This is a genomic window from Thauera butanivorans (assembly GCF_048398245.1).
Taxonomy (GTDB): domain Bacteria; phylum Pseudomonadota; class Gammaproteobacteria; order Burkholderiales; family Rhodocyclaceae; genus Thauera; species Thauera butanivorans.
In genome coordinates this window covers 1,867,643-1,884,975 of record NZ_CP183038.1, presented here as the reverse complement: position 1 = coordinate 1,884,975, position 17,333 = coordinate 1,867,643, and the positions used below count along the sequence as shown (strand labels likewise).

The 17,333-nt window shown below is 67.7% G+C and carries 14 protein-coding genes; 5 read left to right on the top strand and 9 right to left on the bottom strand.

All coding sequences use genetic code 11. From position 1 onward, the window contains the following. The first annotated feature begins 117 nt into the window (after positions 1 to 117). Positions 118 to 867, top strand: a complete 750-nt coding sequence (locus ACNQFN_RS09120) for an electron transfer flavoprotein subunit beta/FixA family protein (RefSeq protein WP_418648610.1) — start codon at positions 118 to 120, stop codon at positions 865 to 867. 1 nt (position 868) lies between these two features. Next, positions 869 to 1,801, top strand: coding sequence for an electron transfer flavoprotein subunit alpha/FixB family protein (locus ACNQFN_RS09115; RefSeq protein WP_418648609.1), 933 nt, complete (start codon positions 869 to 871; stop codon positions 1,799 to 1,801). Positions 1,802 to 2,080: 279 nt separating this feature from the next. Here ACNQFN_RS09115 and ACNQFN_RS09110 read toward each other — a convergent pair whose 3' ends face one another. The 5 genes from ACNQFN_RS09110 to ACNQFN_RS09090 all read right to left on the bottom strand — a co-directional run bounded on the left by ACNQFN_RS09110 (position 2,081) and on the right by ACNQFN_RS09090 (position 5,838). Beyond that, positions 2,081 to 2,566 carry a T6SS effector amidase Tae4 family protein gene (locus ACNQFN_RS09110; RefSeq protein ID WP_418648608.1) on the bottom strand — a complete coding sequence of 162 codons (486 nt, stop codon included), beginning with the start codon at positions 2,564 to 2,566 and terminating at the stop codon, positions 2,081 to 2,083. Then, positions 2,563 to 2,943, bottom strand: a complete 381-nt coding sequence (locus tag ACNQFN_RS09105) for a Rap1a/Tai family immunity protein (RefSeq protein ID WP_068638337.1) — start codon at positions 2,941 to 2,943, stop codon at positions 2,563 to 2,565. The genes ACNQFN_RS09110 and ACNQFN_RS09105 overlap by 4 nt, the downstream gene beginning before the upstream one ends. 80 nt (positions 2,944 to 3,023) lie before the next feature. Continuing rightward, positions 3,024 to 3,818, bottom strand: a complete 795-nt coding sequence (locus ACNQFN_RS09100; RefSeq protein WP_418648607.1) for an ABC transporter ATP-binding protein — start codon at positions 3,816 to 3,818, stop codon at positions 3,024 to 3,026. Positions 3,819 to 3,901: 83 nt separating this feature from the next. Next, positions 3,902 to 4,792 carry an ABC transporter permease gene (locus ACNQFN_RS09095; protein ID WP_418648606.1) on the bottom strand — a complete coding sequence of 297 codons (891 nt, stop codon included), beginning with the start codon at positions 4,790 to 4,792 and terminating at the stop codon, positions 3,902 to 3,904. 74 nt (positions 4,793 to 4,866) lie between these two features. After that, positions 4,867 to 5,838, bottom strand: coding sequence for an ABC transporter substrate-binding protein (locus ACNQFN_RS09090; RefSeq protein ID WP_418648605.1), 972 nt, complete (start codon positions 5,836 to 5,838; stop codon positions 4,867 to 4,869). A 224-nt stretch (positions 5,839 to 6,062) separates the two neighbouring features. On the opposite strand from ACNQFN_RS09090, the gene ACNQFN_RS09085 reads away from it, so the two are divergent. Further along, positions 6,063 to 9,455 carry an error-prone DNA polymerase gene (locus ACNQFN_RS09085; protein WP_418648604.1) on the top strand — a complete coding sequence of 1,131 codons (3,393 nt, stop codon included), beginning with the start codon at positions 6,063 to 6,065 and terminating at the stop codon, positions 9,453 to 9,455. A gap of 97 nt (positions 9,456 to 9,552) precedes the next feature. Here ACNQFN_RS09085 and ACNQFN_RS09080 read toward each other — a convergent pair whose 3' ends face one another. Genes ACNQFN_RS09080 through ACNQFN_RS09065 form a run of 4 tightly spaced genes read right to left on the bottom strand, consistent with a single transcriptional unit; the run spans position 9,553 to position 13,133 of the window. Next, positions 9,553 to 10,227 (bottom strand): ABC-type transport auxiliary lipoprotein family protein, encoded by a 675-nt coding sequence (locus tag ACNQFN_RS09080; RefSeq protein WP_418648603.1) that lies wholly within the window; start codon positions 10,225 to 10,227, stop codon positions 9,553 to 9,555. Beyond that, a complete protein-coding gene (locus tag ACNQFN_RS09075) occupies positions 10,224 to 11,162 on the bottom strand; it encodes an MlaD family protein (RefSeq protein ID WP_068638348.1) in 939 nt (312 codons plus the stop codon). Before ACNQFN_RS09075 ends, ACNQFN_RS09080 begins: the two co-directional genes overlap by 4 nt. A gap of 7 nt (positions 11,163 to 11,169) precedes the next feature. Then, the gene (locus ACNQFN_RS09070; protein ID WP_068638350.1) at positions 11,170 to 11,985 is read right to left on the bottom strand and encodes an ABC transporter ATP-binding protein; all 816 of its coding nucleotides are present in this window, start codon (positions 11,983 to 11,985) and stop codon (positions 11,170 to 11,172) included. Further along, positions 11,985 to 13,133 carry an MlaE family ABC transporter permease gene (locus ACNQFN_RS09065; protein WP_083953692.1) on the bottom strand — a complete coding sequence of 383 codons (1,149 nt, stop codon included), beginning with the start codon at positions 13,131 to 13,133 and terminating at the stop codon, positions 11,985 to 11,987. The genes ACNQFN_RS09070 and ACNQFN_RS09065 overlap by 1 nt, the downstream gene beginning before the upstream one ends. A gap of 314 nt (positions 13,134 to 13,447) precedes the next feature. Between ACNQFN_RS09065 and ACNQFN_RS09060 the strand changes: the two genes are divergently transcribed. Further along, positions 13,448 to 14,512, top strand: coding sequence for an HlyD family secretion protein (locus tag ACNQFN_RS09060; RefSeq protein WP_068638351.1), 1,065 nt, complete (start codon positions 13,448 to 13,450; stop codon positions 14,510 to 14,512). 47 nt (positions 14,513 to 14,559) lie between these two features. Further along, positions 14,560 to 17,328: a ribosome-associated ATPase/putative transporter RbbA gene (gene rbbA, locus ACNQFN_RS09055; RefSeq protein WP_418648907.1), complete on the top strand. Its 2,769-nt coding sequence runs from the start codon at positions 14,560 to 14,562 to the stop codon at positions 17,326 to 17,328. Positions 17,329 to 17,333: the final 5 nt, after the last annotated feature.

The window sequence follows — 17,333 nt, the reverse complement described above, 5'->3', positions numbered from 1 at the left end:
CCGCACATCATGGCGAGCGCACGACTTCCAGTCACCGCGATACAAGCCGCTTTACGCTAGTTCCGCAATGCGGTCATAAGCAGGAATCACTTCAATCCAGCAATCAGGAGTATGAACTTGAAGATACTGGTGCCAGTCAAGCGCGTGGTCGATTACAACGTCAAGGTCCGGGTCAGGAGCGACGGCAGCGGCATTGATAACGCGAACGTAAAGATGTCGATGAACCCCTTCGACGAAATCGCCGTCGAGGAAGCCGTGCGCCTCAAGGAAGCCGGCATTGCGACCGAAGTGCTTGCCGTGTCCTGCGGCGACACCCAATGCCAGGAGACGCTGCGGGCGGCAATGGCGATCGGCGCCGACCGCGGCATTCTGGTCGAAACGGCGGTCGAGCTTCAACCGCTTGCGGTTGCGAAACTGCTCAAGGCCCTGTGCGAGCGCGAGCAGTCGAACCTCGTGATCTGCGGCAAGCAGGCCATCGATGACGACTCCAATCAGACCGGCCAGATGCTCGCCGCGCTGATGGGGTGGCCGCAGGCGACATTCGCGTCGAAAGTGACCGTGGCCGACGGCAAGGCCATGGTCACCCGCGAGATCGATGGCGGCCTCGAGACCATCGAGATGGCGCTGCCTGCGCTGATCACCTCCGACCTGCGCCTGAATGAGCCGCGTTATGCCACGCTGCCCAACATCATGAAGGCGAAGAAGAAGCCGCTCGATACCGTCAAGCCCGAGGATCTGGGGGTCGATGTCGCGCCGCGCCTTGCCACCCTGAAAGTGGCCGAACCCCCCAGGCGCAGCGCCGGCGTGCGCGTTGCCGACGTCGCGCAATTGGTCGAAAAACTCAAAACCGAAGCAAAGGTGATCTGACATGGCGATTCTCGTTATTGCTGAACACGACAACCAGTCGATCAAGCCGGCCACGCTCAACACCGTTGCGGCGGCGGCGAAGATCGGTGGTGAAATCCATGTGCTGGTAGCGGGCGCCGGTTGCAGCGCGGCCGCGACGGCCGCCGCCGCGATCGCCGGTGTCACCAGGGTACGGATTGCGGACGCTCCGCATTACGAACACGAGCTTGCCGAAAACCTGGCCGCGCTGGTGGTGGCGAACGCTGCCGGATACACCCATATCCTTGCGAGTTCGTCCACCACGGGCAAGAACACGCTTCCGCGCGTGGCGGCTCTGCTTGACGTCGCCCAGATCAGCGACATCGTGGCGGTGGAAGGGCCAGATACCTTCGTGCGCCCGATCTATGCTGGCAATGCGCTCGCGACGGTCAAGAGCGCCGACGCGGTGAAGGTCGTGACCGTGCGCAGCACCGGCTTCGAGCCGGCCGGTGACGGCGGCAGTGCATCGATAGAGGCCATCGCCGCGGAACCCGGATTCGGCCTGGCGAAGGTTGTGGGCCGCGAGATCGCCAAGTCGGAGCGGCCGGAACTGGGCAACGCCAGGATCATCGTCTCGGGCGGCCGCGGCCTCGGCAGCGGTGAAAACTATCACAAGCTGCTGGAGCCCCTCGCCGACAAGTTGAGCGCCGCGCTCGGCGCTTCGCGCGCAGCGGTCGATGCGGGGTATGTGCCCAACGACTATCAGGTGGGGCAGACGGGCAAGATCGTGGCGCCGCAACTGTATATCGCCGTGGGCATTTCGGGCGCGATCCAGCATCTGGCGGGGATGAAAGACTCCAAGATCATCGTCGCGATCAACAAGGATCCGGAAGCGCCGATTTTCCAGGTGGCCGACTACGGACTGGTCGCGGACCTCTTCGAAGCCGTTCCGGAGCTGACCGCAGTGGTCGGTTGAGGCCGCGGCGCACGACACCCCAGCGCAGCCGCGCTGCATCCACGGCCAAGGGCGCGGGCAGCAGCACCAGCAGAAACAGCAGGCGATCCCTGCCTTCGGCGATGTGCTGCATGCCCACCCGGCGGCGCGCATCCTGGTCCAAGCGCTGATCTGGCCCAGGTCCACCGGCATCACACGGTTTCAAGCTGGGGAGGACGAAGCCTCACATGCAACACGTCTCGACAGACCGGCCAGAGCACCGTCAGATCGAGCTTTCAAAGGTTCGTCAAACAACTCTCACTACAGAGGCCAGAACCAGATTTCCTGTGCTTGAAAGTAACAACCCGAGTTGCAGACTTGGCCTGTCGTGGACGGTTCGATCAAATCAATATGACCACCACCGTACCCTGCGATCTTCCAGAACAGGATCACCCCCTTCTTGCCATTCAGCCTGGATGGCGCGCTTGCAGGAGGAAGAAGCTCAGGCCGGCCAAAAACCCCTGGCTTCGCCAGTTGGTCGGCAAGCAGCTTGGCGCCGGTTTCAATCAGCCTGCCTTCATACGGGCCTTTCCTGATCCTCAGGCGACCTGCAAAAGGCACGTTCGATTTCAATAGCGCCAGGCTGACTCTGGCAGCACAAGTATTGACATAAGCCGGGTTCTGCCTGATCAGATCGTCATGATCAATACCCATCTCGGCATAAAGATCGGCACCGCTTACGTAGTTGCCCTGAAGCTCATTTGATGAATAGTAGTTTGACTTCAATGTCGCAAACGTCGTTTTCATTGCTCCACCTTGCAGGGCAGAAGTTCCTTCAGCCTGGACTTGATGACTGCCGAAGCACGCTCTTTTGGTGACTCATCAAGCGCTTTTTTCAGCCCGGTATAAACCTGCTCCTGTATGGCATCCGGCGAGGCTATTTCAAAGCCGCACCAGGAATCCCCTTCCGAGCTGTCAATCACGCCAAGCACATACATTTCAGCCAGCCTTCTCTGCTCCAGATCCGTACTCATGTACGCTTTGAAGAAGGACTCGGCAGTCATGGACAGATTGCCGGCAATCAATCGCTGGCTTTCACTTTCCGGCAAGACTATCGAATTTCCGCTCGCAACCGAATTGAATGCCAGCATTGCCAACGCCGCCACACCTATTGTTTTTTTCATTTTTTCATCCTTGACATGAGGAAGAAATCAATTCGACGGCAGCGCAAATCAGCTGCGGCAAATACGTGCTCATCCGCTTGTCAGCTCAGCAGCAGCTTGTCGTCATCCAGCACTTCGCCTCGCACCTTCTCGAACATTTCGAGCAGGTGATGCACGTCCATCCCTTCGCGCTCCTTGCCCGACACGTCGAGCACGACCCGCCCCTGGTGCAGCATCACGGTGCGCTGGCCGACGTCGAGCGCCTGGCGCATGCTGTGGGTCACCATCATCGTCGTCAGCTTGTGCTCGGCGACGATGCGCACCGTCAGTTCGAGCACGAAGGCGGCAGTGCGCGGGTCGAGCGCGGCGGTGTGCTCGTCCAGCAGCAACAGGCGCGAGGGCTGCAGCGCCGCCATCAGCAGGCTGACGGCCTGGCGCTGGCCGCCGGAGAGCAGGCCGATGCGGTCGGACAGGCGGTTTTCCAGGCCGAGGCCGAGCGTCGCGAGCTGGGCGCGGAACTCCTCGCGCAGCGCCGGCTTGACGGCGAAGGACAGGCCGCGGCGGCGGCCGCGCATCTTCGCCAGCGCCATGTTCTCTTCGATGGTCAGGTCTTCACAGGTGCCGGCCAGCGGGTCCTGGAACACGCGCGCCACGTGGCGCGCCCGCGCCCACACCGGCTGGCGCGTCATGTCGATGCCGTCGATCTCGATGCTGCCGCTGTCGACCTTCTGCTCGCCGGACACGGCATTCAGGAAGGTCGACTTGCCGGCGCCGTTCGAGCCGATCACGGTGACGAACTGCCCGGACGGAATCTCGAGCGACATGCCGCGCAAGGCCTGGGTCTCGATCGGCGTGCCGGGGTTGAAGGTCAGATGCAGATCCTGGGCTTTCAACATATTAGGCTCCCGCCGGGCCGCCCCAAGGGAGGCTTACGCCCCCCTGGGGGGCAGCGAACAAAGTGAGCGTGGGGGTCGTCATCTCAGTTTGCCTTCTTTCCGGACCAGTGCTGGCGCAGCCTGGGCACCACCAGCGCCACCGTCACCAGCAAGGCGGTGACGAGGTTGAGATCCTGCGCCTGCAGGCCGATGAAATCGGAATTGAGCGCCAGCGCGATGAAGAAGCGATAGACGATGGCACCGACGATCACCGCGATGGTCGCCAGATAGAGCTTGCGCGACGGCAGCAGGCTTTCGCCGACGATCACCGCCGCCAGGCCGATGACGATGGTGCCCACGCCCATCGAGATGTCCGCCCCACCCTGCGTCTGCGCGAACAGCGCACCCGCCAGCCCGACCAGCGCGTTCGACAGCGCCATGCCGGCCAGCACCGCCAGCCCGGTATTGACGCCCTGCGCCCGCGCCATGCGCGCGTTGGAGCCGGTGGCGCGGATCGCCAGGCCGCTCTGGGTGGCGAAAAAACCGTCCAGCAGCAGCTTCACCGCCAGCACCACGAAAACCAGCAGCAGCGGCCGGAACACGTAGTCCACCAGGGCCTCGGGCTGCAGGATGTTGAACACCGTCGGCTCCATGATCAGCGGCACGTTGGGCTTGCCCATGATGCGCAGGTTGATCGAGTACAGCGCGATCATCATCAGGATGCTGGCGAGCAGGTCCATGATCTTCAGCCGCACGTTGAGCCAGCCGGTGATCAGGCCGGCCACCGCGCCGGCAAGCATCGCCGCGACGGTGGCGGCGAAGGGATCGGTGCCGCTCGCGATCAGCGTGGCCGCAACCGCGCCGCCGAGCGGAAAGCTGCCATCGACGGTCAGGTCGGGAAAGCGCAGCAGGCGGAAGGAGATATAGACGCCGAGGGCGACGAGGCTGAAGATCAGCCCGATCTCCAGCGCCCCGAGCAAGGTGTAGAGAGACATGGGGAACGACCGTTGTCTGGAAGGCGACAGCAGGCGCCGCCGGCTGCGCGCCGGCGGCATGCCCGCCGCGAGGCTTACTGGATGACCTTGGCGGCGGATTTCACCAGCTCGTCGGACAGCGTGATGCCCTGCTTGCGCGCCGCTTCCGGATTGACGTGGAGTTCCAGCTTGGTACTCGTCTCGGAAGCGATGTCGCCCGGCTTCTCGCCCTTGAGGATGCGCGCGACGATCTTGCCGGTCTGCACGCCCAGCCCGCGGTAGTCCATGCCGTAGGCGGCCACCGCGCCGCGCGCGACGCTGTCGACGTCGGCCGCCACCAGCGGAATCTTGGCGTCCATGCCGACCTTGACCAGGGCCTCGTAGGCCGACACCACGTTGTTGTCGGTGCTGGTGTAGAACACGTCGGCCTTGCCGATCAGGCTGCGCGCGGCCGAACCGACGTCGACCGAGCGCGGCGCGGCGGCTTCGACCAGACTCATGCCATGCTTGGGCAGCGCTTCGCGCATCTGCTCGAGCACCACGATCGAATTCGCCTCGCCCGGATTGAAGACCATGCCGACACGCTTGGCATCGGGCGCAACACGCTTGATCAGGTCGATCTGCTTGTCCAGTTCGAGCGCGTCGGAAGCACCGGTGACGTTGGTGCCCGACGGCCCCATCGACGGCACCAGCTTGGCGGCGACCGGATCGGTCACGGCCGAATACACCAGCGGGATGTTCTTGGTCGCAGCGACGACGGCCTGCGCCGAAGGCGTGGCGATGGCGACGATGACATCGACGCGGTCGCCGACGAACTTGCGTGCGATCTGCGCCGCGGTGCCGGTGTTGCCCTGGGCGCTCTGATACTGCCACTTCAGGTTCTTGCCTTCCTCGAAGCCTTCCTCGGCCAGGCCTTGCTTGACCCCGTCACGCACCGCATCCAGCGCCGGGTGTTCGACGATCGCGGTGACGGCGACGGATTTCTGCTGGGCATGGGCCGGGGCCGCGATTGCGAAAGCCAGCGCCAGCGCACCGAACAGGACGTTGCGGGACTTGATGAAAGGCATTCAGGACTCCTCAGCGGCCGTCTCGGCCAGGAAAGTTGAGCAAGACTCGTCCCGCCGCAGCGGAACGAAACCCCCGGAGTCTACCGGGCATCGCTGCTTTAGGCGACTGCCGCAAGCCCTGAGCCGTGCAATCTCATGCGGACGGTGTGCCATTTTCTCCCGCTCCATCGCGGAAGACAGGCAACGGGATTGCGCTGTATGCTGTATTTTTTTACAGTCATTGCATGCTTCCCGACCATGCCGAACTCCACTGCCTCAGCAACTTCAGCTTCCAGCGCGGCGCCTCGCATCCCGAGGAACTCGTCGCCCAGGCGGCCGCCTTCGGCTATGCCGCGATCGCGATCACCGACGAATGTTCGCTGGCTGGCGTGGTGCGGGCCCACCGCGCGCTGCAGGCGCTGCCCGAACAAGGTCGGCCCGGGCTGATCATCGGCAGCGAACTGCAACTGGCCGACGGCCCCTGCATCGTGCTGCTGGCAAGCAAGCGCGCCGGCTACGGCCAGTTGTCGCGGCTCATCACCCGTGCCCGGCGCGGCGCCGGCAAGGGCGAATACCACCTTACGCGGGCGATGCTCGACGGCGCCTGCCCTGACTGCCTGGCCCTGCTGATCCCGGAGCCCGGCTTCCCGCCGCCGGATTTGCCCGCTCCGGCTTTTGCCGATCCGCCCTCCTTCAGCTCCTCGTCCGCCACCGCCGGACTGGAGGCCGATGCCGCCTGGCTCGCACGGCTTTTTCCCGGTCGCGCCTGGGTGGCGGTGACGGTACGGCTCGATGGCCGCGACCGGCAGCGCATCACCCGCCTGCGCCGCATCGCCCGGGACGCCGGCATCCCGGCCGTGGCCACCAGCGGCGCGCTGATGCACGATGCCGCCCGCCGTCCGCTGGCCGACGTGATGACCGCGCTGCGGCTGCACTGCAGCGTGGCCGAAGCCGGCCTGGCACTCGCCCCCAATGCCGAACGCCGGCTGCACGACCGTGCCACGCTCGCCAGCCGCTACCCGCCCGCCTTGCTCGCCGAAACCCTGGCTGTGGCCGCGCGCTGCAGTTTCAGCCTCGACGAGTTGCGCTACGAATACCCGGCCGAACTCGTGCCCGACGGCGAAACCCCCGCCACCTGGCTGCGCCGCCTGGTGGAAGGCGGCCTGAGCTGGCGCTATGACGGACAGCATGCGACCCGCTCCCGGCACAGCACCCCGAAAACCCGGCCCGCGCCGATGCAGGACGCGGCCGGACGCGAAGCGGCGCCCATCCGTGTCGCCGCGCCCGCACCCACGGCCGCCCCGCCCCTGCCCGCTGCCGACCCCGCGCCGCCCGCCGTGCGCAAGCAGATCGAATACGAACTGGCGCTGATCGCCGAGCTCGGCTACGAGCCCTACTTCCTCACCGTGCACGACATCGTCCGCTTCGCCCGCAGCGCCGGCATCCTGTGCCAGGGGCGGGGTTCCGCGGCCAACTCCGCGGTGTGCTGGGCGCTGGGCATCACCGAAGTCGATCCGGGGCTCGGCATCATGCTGGTCGAGCGCTTCATCTCGCGCGAACGCAAGGAACCGCCCGACATCGACGTCGACTTCGAGCACGACCGGCGCGAGGAGGTCATCCAGTACGTCTACCGCAAGTACGGCCGCGAACGCGCCGCGCTTGCCGCCACCGTCATCACCTACCGCGCCCGCAGCGCGCTGCGCGACGTCGGCCGCGCCCTCGGCCTGGGCGAGGCGCAGGTCGATCGCCTGACGCGCGAGCACCACTGGTTCGACGGCCGCCGCGTGCGGCGCGAACGCCTCGCCGCCGCCGGCCTCGATCCCGACAGCCCGATCAGCCGCCGGCTGGCCACGCTCACCGAGGAACTGATCGGCTTCCCGCGCCACCTGTCGCAGCACGTCGGCGGCTTCGTCATCGCCCGCGGCCGGCTCGACGAACTGGTGCCGGTGGAAAACGCCGCGATGCCCGAACGCACCGTCATCCAGTGGGACAAGGACGATCTCGACGCCGTCGGGCTGATGAAGATCGACGTGCTCGCGCTCGGCATGCTGTCGGCGCTGCGCCGCGGACTGGCGCTGGTGTCGGCCTGGCGCGGCCAGCCGCTGAGCCTGGCCAGCATCGAGCGCGAGCGGCCGGAAGTCTATGAAATGCTGTCGCGCGCAGATGCGGTCGGCGTGTTCCAGGTCGAGTCGCGCGCGCAGATGAGCATGCTGCCGCGCCTCAAGCCGCAGCGTTTCTACGACCTGGTGGTGCAGGTCGCCATCGTGCGCCCCGGCCCGATCCAGGGCGGCATGGTCCGCCCCTATCTGCACGCGCGCGAACGCGCCGCACGCGGCGAAAACCCGCTGGAAGAGGTGCGTGCCGAAATCCATGGCGCGCTGGCGCGCACGCTGGGCGTGCCGATCTTCCAGGAGCAGGTGATGCAGCTTGCCGTGGTCGCGGCCGGCTTCAGCGGCGGCGAAGCCGACCAGCTACGGCGTTCGATGGCGACCTGGCGGCGCAAGGGCGAACTCGAACGCTACCGGGAAAAGCTGCTGCAGGGCCTCGCCCGCAACGGCTACGACGCCGGCTTCGCCCAGCGCCTGAGCCAGCAGATCGAAGGCTTCGGCGAATACGGCTTCCCCGAATCCCACGCCGCCAGCTTCGCGCTGCTGGTCTATGCCTCGGCCTGGCTGAAGCGCTTCGAACCGGCCGCTTTCCTTGCCGCGCTGCTGGACAGCCAGCCGATGGGCTTCTACGCCCCTTCGCAACTGATCCAGGATGCCCGCCGCCACGGCGTCGAAGTACGCCCGGCCGACGTCACCGCCAGCACCTGGGAATGCACGCTCGAAGCAGCGGCGGCCGCCACCGCCGGCACGGCTCCGGCCGGGAACACCGCCCCCCGCGACGGCAAACCGTCCCAGGAGGCGCAGCCCTTGTCCGTGCCTCCCCAACCCGCCGTGCGCCTCGGCCTGCGCATGATCCACGGCCTGGGGCAGGACACCGCGCTGCGCATCGCCGCCGCCCGGCGCCAGCGCGCCTTTGCCGACACCCAGGATCTCGCCGTCCGCGCCGGGCTGGATGCCGGCGAACTGCGCGTGCTGACCGCGGGCGGCGCGCTCGCCATGCTGGCCGGCCACCGCCGCCAGGCGCTGTGGCAGGCCAGCGGCGCCGCGCCCCTGCCCGGCCTGCTGGCCACGGCGTCCGGCGGCGATGCCGGTGCCACGCTCGCCGCACCGGCCGCCGGCGAAGACCTGCTCGCCGACTATGCCCGCCTCGGCTTCACGCTGGGCCGCCACCCCCTGTGTTTCGCGCGCGGCGAACTCGCCCGGCTGCACTTCATCACCGCCGCCGGCATCGCCGCCGCCCCCGACCGCATGCTCGCCCGCGGCGCCGGCCTCGTCACCTGCCGCCAGCGCCCCGGCACGGCCAAGGGCACGCTGTTCATCACGCTGGAAGACGAAACCGGCCTGGTCAACGTCATCGTCCGCCCCGAACTCCTCGAACGCCAGCGCCGCATCCTGCTCGGCGCCCACCTGCTCGGCGTCTATGGCCAGGTCAGCCGCCAGGGCCAGGTCGTGCATCTGGTGGCGAACCGGGTGGTGGACCACTCCGGCATGCTGCGGGGCCTGGTGGCAAGGAGCCGGGATTTTCACTGAAGCCTGGCAGCGGCCATTGCCGTTCTGCCCGCCGTGGTATGCCCACCGCCGTCCAGCCAGGGCAATCCAGGCTCACCCGCAAACGGCCGGCACCGGGTCAGCGCCCGGACGCACCGATCGCACCGATCGCACCGATCGCGCCGATCGCCCACTCGACCAGTTCGCCCGCCACCGTCGCCGACGCCTGGCCGAAGCTGTCCACCACCTGCGGTACTTCGGCATCCCCGGGACGGTGGCGCGCCTCGAACTGGCGCGATGCGAGGATGCGGCGGCCGTCGCGCTGCACCAGGCGGACATCCAGCCTGACCACCACTTCGGGCGCGCCGTCGCGGTATTCGGTCTGGAAGGCCAGCAGGTCGCTGGCGATCTCGTAGTCGGCCTGCAGCCGGACTTCGTCGCTGCTCAGCGCCGCGATGCGGCCGTCGGCGCGGAAGGCATCGATGATGCGCTCGCGCACCAGCACCGGCGCGGGATCACTCCAGGCCGCACCCTTGTAGACGCTGAGCCGGTCGCCCTCGGGCACGACCACGATGCGCTGCCCCGACAGGCTGGCGCCGGCCACCGGCCGTGCAATACGTAAAGATACCGGCAAGGACACCGGCAGCGCCGCCCGCTCTGCCGTGCGCCATTCGGCCGCCGGCAGCCGGTAGGTGTCGACCGGCTCCGGGCGCGGCAGCACGGAGCATGCGGACAGGGCCAGCAGCGCCGCGACGCCGCCGGCACGACCCACCGCGCCGCGCAGGGCGGGCATCTCGAACTTGGGCGATTTCATGGTGTGAACTCCTTGACCGGCTCGAGGCCGAGCAGATAATCGGTCGGCCGTTTTTCCAGCTGGCGCGTGATGGCGCGCACCGACGCCAGGGTGTCGCGCAGCTCGGCCAGCGCCGGGCCGAGCTCGGCCAGGCCGCGCACGCTGTTGTCGAGCGGGCCGCGGTTGTCGCTGACGAGCGCATCGACGGTGGCCATGGCGCGCTCGAAAGCGGCCATCGAGCGCTGCGCGCTCTGCAGCGTCTGCACGCCTTCCACGTCGACCAGGCGATTGGCGGTGCCGACCAGCTTCGAAGCCTCGTTCAGCGCCAGCGTGGCCTGCGCGCTGACCTGGGCAAGCTGGTGCACCGCCGCCGCGATGCCGTCGCGTTCGGCGGCGACCGCGCCGGTGGCCTGCTCCAGGTTCTTCAGCGTCTGCGCGATGTTGGCGACGTTTTCGGTCGAGAACAGCTCGCGCATCTGGAACAGCACGCCATTGAAGTTGAGCATCACGTCCTCGCCGCCGGCCATCAGCTTGGCCAGCGGCGATGGCGTGGCGATGATCACCGGTATTTCGTTGCCGGCCGGCAGCGGCGTGCTGGCCGGATCGTTGCCGCTGCTCAGGCGGATGATCGAGATGCCGGTGATGCCCGCCGGCACCAGCCGCGCCTGGGTATCGCTGCGCACCGGCGAGGCGCTGTCGACGCGGACGCGGGCGATCACCCGGTGCGGGTCCTGCGGATCGAGCCGCAGGCTGGAGACGTCGCCGATCTTGATGCCGTTGAACTCCACCGTGCTGCCTTTCGACAGGCCGCTGACGGCCTCCTGGAAGACGATGTCGTAGGCCTGGAACTGGGTGTCGCTGTGGCTCTTGCCCAGCCACAGCGCGAACACCAGGGCCGCGCCGACCACCAGCAGGGTGAAGAAGCCGATCAGCACGTGATGGGCACGTGTTTCCATTTGGGGTTTACTCCGGTTTGAACGCTGTTTGCGGATCGCGCTGCAACGCCTGTGCCGCATCGGCAGCGGCGCGGCCGCGCGGGCCGTGGAAATACTCGCGGATCCAGGCATCGTCGGTCGCCGCCACGACTTCGAGCCTGTCATTGACCAGCACCCGCTTCTGCGCCAGCACCGCGATGCGGTCGGTGATGGTGTACAAAGTGTCGAGGTCGTGGGTGACGATGAACACGCTCAGGCCGAGCGCGTCGCGCAGCGTCAGGATGAGCTGGTCGAAGGCGGCCGCGCCAATGGGGTCGAGGCCGGCGGTCGGCTCGTCGAGGAACAGGATGTCGGGGTCGAGCGCCAGCGCGCGCGCCAGCGCGGCGCGCTTGACCATGCCGCCCGACAGGTCGGACGGATACTTGCCGCCGGCGTTGGCCGGCAGGCCCGCCAGCGCGATCTTCAGCCGCGCCAGGTCCGCCGCCTCCGCCGCCTTCAGCCCGGCATGCTCGATCAGCGGCAGGGCCACGTTCTCGGCCACCGTCAGCGAGGAAAACAGCGCCCCTTGCTGGAACAGCACGCCGAAGCGCCGCTCGATCCGCGCGCGCCGCGCCTCCGGCAGGGTCAGCAAGTCCTCGCCGAACACCCTCACCGTGCCCGCCACCGGGCGGTTGAGGCCGACGATGGTGCGCAGCAGCACCGACTTGCCGGTGCCCGAGCCACCGACCACGCCCAATATCTCGCCGCGGCGCACGTCGAGGTCCAGCCCGTCGTGCACCACCTGGGTGCCGAACTGGTTGCGCACGCCGCGCACCTCGATGATGTTCTCCGGGCCGGGGGGCATCACCAGCCCATCTCCATGCAGAACAGCGCCGCCACCGCATCGACCACGATGACGATGAAGATCGACTGCACCACCGCCGACGTGGTGTGCTCGCCCACCGACTGCGCGCTGCCGCTGACACGGAAGCCTTCCAGGCAGCCGATCACACCGATCAGGAAGGCGAAGATCGGCGCCTTGGCCATGCCGACGACGAAGTGCTTGAGGCCGACGTTGTTCTCGACGACCGACAGGAACATCACCGGCGAGATGTCGAGCTTGGCCGCGCACACCAGCATGCCGCCGGCGATGCCCGAGACCATCGCCACGAAAGTCAGCATCGGCAACGCCAGCAGCAGCGCCGCCACCCGCGGCAGCACCAGCAGTTCGATCGGGTCGAGCCCCAGCACGCGGATCGCGTCGATCTCCTCGTTGGCGCGCATCGAGCCGATCTGCGCGGTGAAGGAACTGGCGGTGCGGCCGGCGACGATGATCGCCGTCAACAGCACGCCAAATTCGCGCAGGAAGGAAAAGGCGATCAGGTCCACGGTGAAGATGCTGGCGCCGAAGGCCGCCAGCACGGTCGCGCCCAGGAAGGCCACCACCGCGCCGACCAGGAAGGTCAGCAAGGCAACGATGGGCACGGCGTCGAGCGCCGTCCGCTCCAGGTTGGCGACCAGCGAGGTGATGCGCCAGCGCCGCGGATGCAGCATGACGGCAAGCGCCGTCTGCAGCGTGAGGCCGATGAAACCGGCGATGCCGAGCACGTGGTGCAAGAACGCCGTCATCGTCTCGCCGATGTGCGCGAGCACGTCGCCCAGCGCATGGGCCGGTCTGGCGGGCGGCGGCGCTTCGGCGGCAAGCGCGGCCGACACCGTTTCGAGCAGCGCCCGGCGCTCCGCGCCCAGCGGACTGCCCTCTCCCGCCAGCAGTTGGAAGCGCGCCGGCCCGAGCAAGCCGTGCAACAGCGCCGCGCCGGCGGTATCGAGCGCGCCGAGCCCGGCGGCATCGATCTGCGTACCCGCTTCGAGCCGACCCTGCAATGCCGCCACGCGTCCCGTGATGGCACGATAGTGCGTCAGCGTCCAGTCGCCGCTCAGCACCAGACGGCTTTCACCGCCGGCGCGGGACAAACCCGCGAAACCACCCGTCGAATCACTCAAAACGTCCATGCTCCAATGTTGCCGCACCGGCAGCGGCAACCGCCCCGGCATACCGCCTTCATGCTCCGCTTTTCTTCCGCCCCCTGCATGCAAGCCGCACGCGGAGCTCATGACATCAGGGTCAGCACCGGGCCGCCGTGCGGACCGGGATGCGCGGCGATGATACTATTCGACCAATGACCGAATGCAAGCGCGCCATCGAAATGCGATGCCATCTTCCCGTCTGGCCACGCCGGCAAGGGCTCCTTCCGCGCAGGGCCGGCATGGCGGACCGATTTGCGCGCGCATGAACCGAACATCCGCTCCACCGCCCCGGAAACACCATGAAAACCACCAACAGCAAGGCCACCTGGATCATTGCCGCCATCGTCGCCATCTCTGCCGCTGCCGCCTGGCAGTTCCTGAAGCCGCAGGGCGATGACGGCAACTTCGTTTCCGGCAACGGCCGCATCGAAGCCACCGAAGTCGACGTCGCCGCCAAGGCCGCCGGCCGCGTGCAGGACATCCTGGTCAACGAAGGCGACTTCGTCGCCGCCGACCAGGTCATCGCCCGCATGGACATGAAGGCGGTCGAAGCCCAGCTCGCGCAGGCCCGGGCCGAAGCCGCCAATGCCCGCAGCGCACGCGAAACCGCGCTCGCCCAGGTCGCCCAGCGCAAGGCCGACGTCGCCATGGCCGAAGCAGTGCTGGTGCAGCGCCGTTCCGAACTCGACCTTGCGCGCAAGACCAACGCCCGCTCGCAGGCCTTGCGCGCCGACCGCGCCATCTCCGAGCAGGTCGCCGACGACAATCTCGCCCGCGTACACAACGCCGAAGCCAACATCAACGTCGCCCACGCCCAGATCGCCGCCACCCAGGCCGGCGTCAAGGCGGCCGAAGCCCAGGTCGAGCAGGCCGAAGCGGCGATCCAAGCCGCCCTCGCCGTCGTCACCCGGCTGGAGACCGAAATCGAGGACGGCGTGCTGAAAGCGCCGCGTAGCGGCCGCGTGCAGTACCGCATCGTGCAGCCGGGCGAAGTCGTCGGCAGCGGCGGCAAGATCGTCAGCCTGGTCGACATCGGCGACGTGTACATGACCTTCTTCCTGCCCGAAATGGCCGCCGGCCGCGTCGCCATCGGCACCGAGGCGCGCATCGTGCTCGACGCCGCCCAGCACTACGTGATTCCGGCGCACATTTCCTACGTCGCCAGCATCGCACAGTTTACCCCCAAGACGGTCGAAACCCAGAGCGAACGGCAGAAGATGGTGTTCCGCGTCAAGGCGCGCATCGATCCCGAACTGCTGGCCAAGTACCCCGAACACGTCAAGACCGGCCTGCCCGGCGTCGCGCACGTCCGCCTCGACGACGGCAAGCCCTGGCCCGACGAATTGCAGACGAGGCTGCCGTGAATCCAGCGACCGGACCGGCACCGGGCACCACGGCGCCGGTCGACCACCTGACAGCCGTTCGCCCACCCGCCGTTCGCCTCCTCGACGTCGAGCACCGCTACGGCGACACGCTCGCCGCCGACCATGTCACGCTCGACATTCCGGCCGGTTGCATGGTCGGCTTCATCGGCCCGGACGGCGTCGGCAAATCCACCTGGCTCGGGCTGATCGCCGGCGCGCGCCAGATTCAGCGAGGCAAGGTCGAAGTGCTCGGCGGCGACATGGCCAGCGCCGGCCACCGCCGCAACGTCTGCCCGCGCATCGCCTACATGCCGCAGGGCCTGGGCAAGAACCTCTACCCGACGCTGTCGGTGTTCGAGAACGTCGATTTCTTCGGCCGCCTGTTCGGCCAGTCGCGTGCCGAACGCGAAGAACGCATCGCCGACCTGCTGGCTTCGACCGGCCTCGCCGAATTCGCCGACCGCCCGGCCAACAAGCTGTCCGGCGGCATGAAGCAGAAGCTCGGCCTGTGCTGCGCGCTGATCCACGACCCCGACCTGCTGATCCTCGACGAGCCCACCACCGGCGTCGATCCGCTGTCGCGCCGCCAGTTCTGGGAACTGATCGATCGCATCCGCGGCCGGCGGCCGGGCATGAGCGTGCTGGTCGCCACCGCCTACATGGAAGAAGCCGAACAGTACGACTGGCTGGTCGCGGTCGACGCCGGCCGCGTGCTGGCGACCGGCAGTCCGGCCGAACTGCGCGAAAGAACCGGCACCGACACGCTGGAAAACGCCTTTCTCGCCCTGCTGCCGCCCGAACGCCTCGGCGACCACACACCGCTGACGATTCCGCCGCTCGACGCCGGCGAAATCGTCATCGAGGCGCGCGACCTGCAGATGCGCTTCGGCGACTTCGTCGCCGTCGACGACATCAACCTGCAGGTGCGGCGCGGCGAGATCTTCGGCTTTCTCGGCTCCAACGGCTGCGGCAAGTCGACGACGATGAAGATGCTCACCGGCCTGCTGCCACCCACCCGCGGCGAAGCGCGGCTGCTGGGCGAAGTTCTCGATGCCCGCAACATCGACACCCGGCGCCGGGTCGGCTACATGTCGCAGGCGTTCTCGCTGTACGGCGAACTGTCGGTGCGCCGCAACCTGCAACTGCACGCCGACCTGTTCAACCTGCCGCCGGCGGAAGCCGAAGCCCGCATCGCCGAGCTGGCCGGGCGCTTCGACCTGGCGCCGGTCATGGACGACATTCCGGAGGCGCTGCCGCTGGGCATCCGCCAGCGCCTGCAACTGGCGGTGGCGGTACTGCACCGGCCCGACGTGCTGATCCTCGACGAGCCCACCTCGGGCGTCGACCCGGTGGCCCGCGACCACTTCTGGGAACTGATCATCGACCTGTCGCGCAAGGACGGCGTGACGATCTTCATCACCACCCACTTCATGAACGAAGCACAGCGCTGCGACCGCATCTCGCTGATGCACGCCGGCCGCATCCTGGCCAGCGGCGCGCCTGACGAACTCGCCGCGCAGCGCGGCGCGAGTTCGCTGGAAGATGCGTTCGTGGGGTATCTGGCGGAGGCGAGCGGGGTCAAGCTGGGGAGCGATGGCCGAAGTGCTGAGCCGAGTGCCTCCGATCCCCGGACCCATCCCACCGGGGGAGAAGGCGAAGCAGCCGCCGGCGCCTCGCATTCGCGGCCGCCCCGCTTCAGCCTCGCCCGCCTGCTCAGCTTCAGCATGCGCGAAGCGATGGAACTGCGCCGTGACCCTTTCCGCCTGACGCTAGCGCTGCTCGGCACCGTGATCCTGATGCTGGTGATGGGCTACGGCATCAGCACCGACGTGGAAGACCTGAGCTACGCGGTGCTCGACCTCGACCGCAGCACCGCGAGCGAAAGCTACACCCTCAACATCGCCGGCTCGCGCTATTTCGAGGAGCGTCCGCCGCTCGAAAGCCACGCCGACATCGACCGCCGCATGCGTTCCGGCGAACTCGCCATGGCGCTGGAGATTCCGCCCAACTTCGGCCGCGACCTCGCCCGCGGCGCACGGCCGGAAATCGGCGTCTGGCTGGACGGCGCGATGCCGATGCGGGCCGAAGTCGCGCGCGGCTACGTCATGGGCGTGCACGCGCAGACGCTCACCGAAGCGGTCGCCGCCGCCACCGGCAGCGCGCCCGCCGCGCTCGCCGACATCGCCGTGCGCTACCGCTACAACCCGGAAATGCGCAGCCTGATCGCCATGGTGCCGGCCGTGATCCCGATGCTGCTGGTCTTCATCCCATCGATGCTGACCGCGCTGGGCGTGGTGCGCGAGAAGGAGCTGGGCTCCATCCTCAACGTCTACACCACGCCGGTGACCAAGCTCGAATTCCTGCTCGGCAAGCAACTGCCCTACATCGCGCTGTCGATGCTGAACTGCGTGCTGATGTTCGTGCTCGCGCTCGTCCTGTTCGGCGTGCCGTTCAAGGGCAGCCTGTCGACCTTCTTCATCGGCGCGCTGCTCTACGTCACCGCCACCACCGGCCTGGGCCTGCTGATGTCGACGCTGACCGACAGCCAGGTCGCGGCCATCGCCGGCACCTCCATCGGCACCCTGCTGCCGGCGATCCAGTTTTCCGGCATGCTCGACCCGGTGTCCTCGCTCGAAGGCGCCGGCGCGGTGCTGGGCGCGATCTACCCCACCACCCATTTCCTCGACATCAGCCGCGGCACCTTCGCCAAGGCGCTCGGCTTCGGCGACCTGGGCGGCGCCTTCATCCCGCTGCTGCTCGCCATCCCGGTGCTGACGCTGGCCTCCACGCTGCTGCTGAAGAAGCAGGCCCGCTGAACGGA

Coding starts and splice junctions, on each gene's coding strand:
- ACNQFN_RS09075 (WP_068638348.1), bottom strand. CDS start 11,162: ATGGAAACACGTGCCCATCACGTGCTGATCGGCTTCTTCACCCTGCTG.
- ACNQFN_RS09105 (WP_068638337.1), bottom strand. CDS start 2,943: ATGAAAAAAACAATAGGTGTGGCGGCGTTGGCAATGCTGGCATTCAAT.
- ACNQFN_RS09100 (WP_418648607.1), bottom strand. CDS start 3,818: ATGTTGAAAGCCCAGGATCTGCATCTGACCTTCAACCCCGGCACGCCG.
- ACNQFN_RS09080 (WP_418648603.1), bottom strand. CDS start 10,227: ATGAAATCGCCCAAGTTCGAGATGCCCGCCCTGCGCGGCGCGGTGGGT.
- ACNQFN_RS09090 (WP_418648605.1), bottom strand. CDS start 5,838: ATGCCTTTCATCAAGTCCCGCAACGTCCTGTTCGGTGCGCTGGCGCTG.
- ACNQFN_RS09070 (WP_068638350.1), bottom strand. CDS start 11,985: ATGCCCCCCGGCCCGGAGAACATCATCGAGGTGCGCGGCGTGCGCAAC.
- ACNQFN_RS09095 (WP_418648606.1), bottom strand. CDS start 4,792: ATGTCTCTCTACACCTTGCTCGGGGCGCTGGAGATCGGGCTGATCTTC.
- ACNQFN_RS09060 (WP_068638351.1), top strand. CDS start 13,448: ATGAAAACCACCAACAGCAAGGCCACCTGGATCATTGCCGCCATCGTC.
- ACNQFN_RS09065 (WP_083953692.1), bottom strand. CDS start 13,133: ATGGACGTTTTGAGTGATTCGACGGGTGGTTTCGCGGGTTTGTCCCGC.
- ACNQFN_RS09110 (WP_418648608.1), bottom strand. CDS start 2,566: ATGAAAACGACGTTTGCGACATTGAAGTCAAACTACTATTCATCAAAT.
- ACNQFN_RS09115 (WP_418648609.1), top strand. CDS start 869: ATGGCGATTCTCGTTATTGCTGAACACGACAACCAGTCGATCAAGCCG.
- ACNQFN_RS09085 (WP_418648604.1), top strand. CDS start 6,063: ATGCTTCCCGACCATGCCGAACTCCACTGCCTCAGCAACTTCAGCTTC.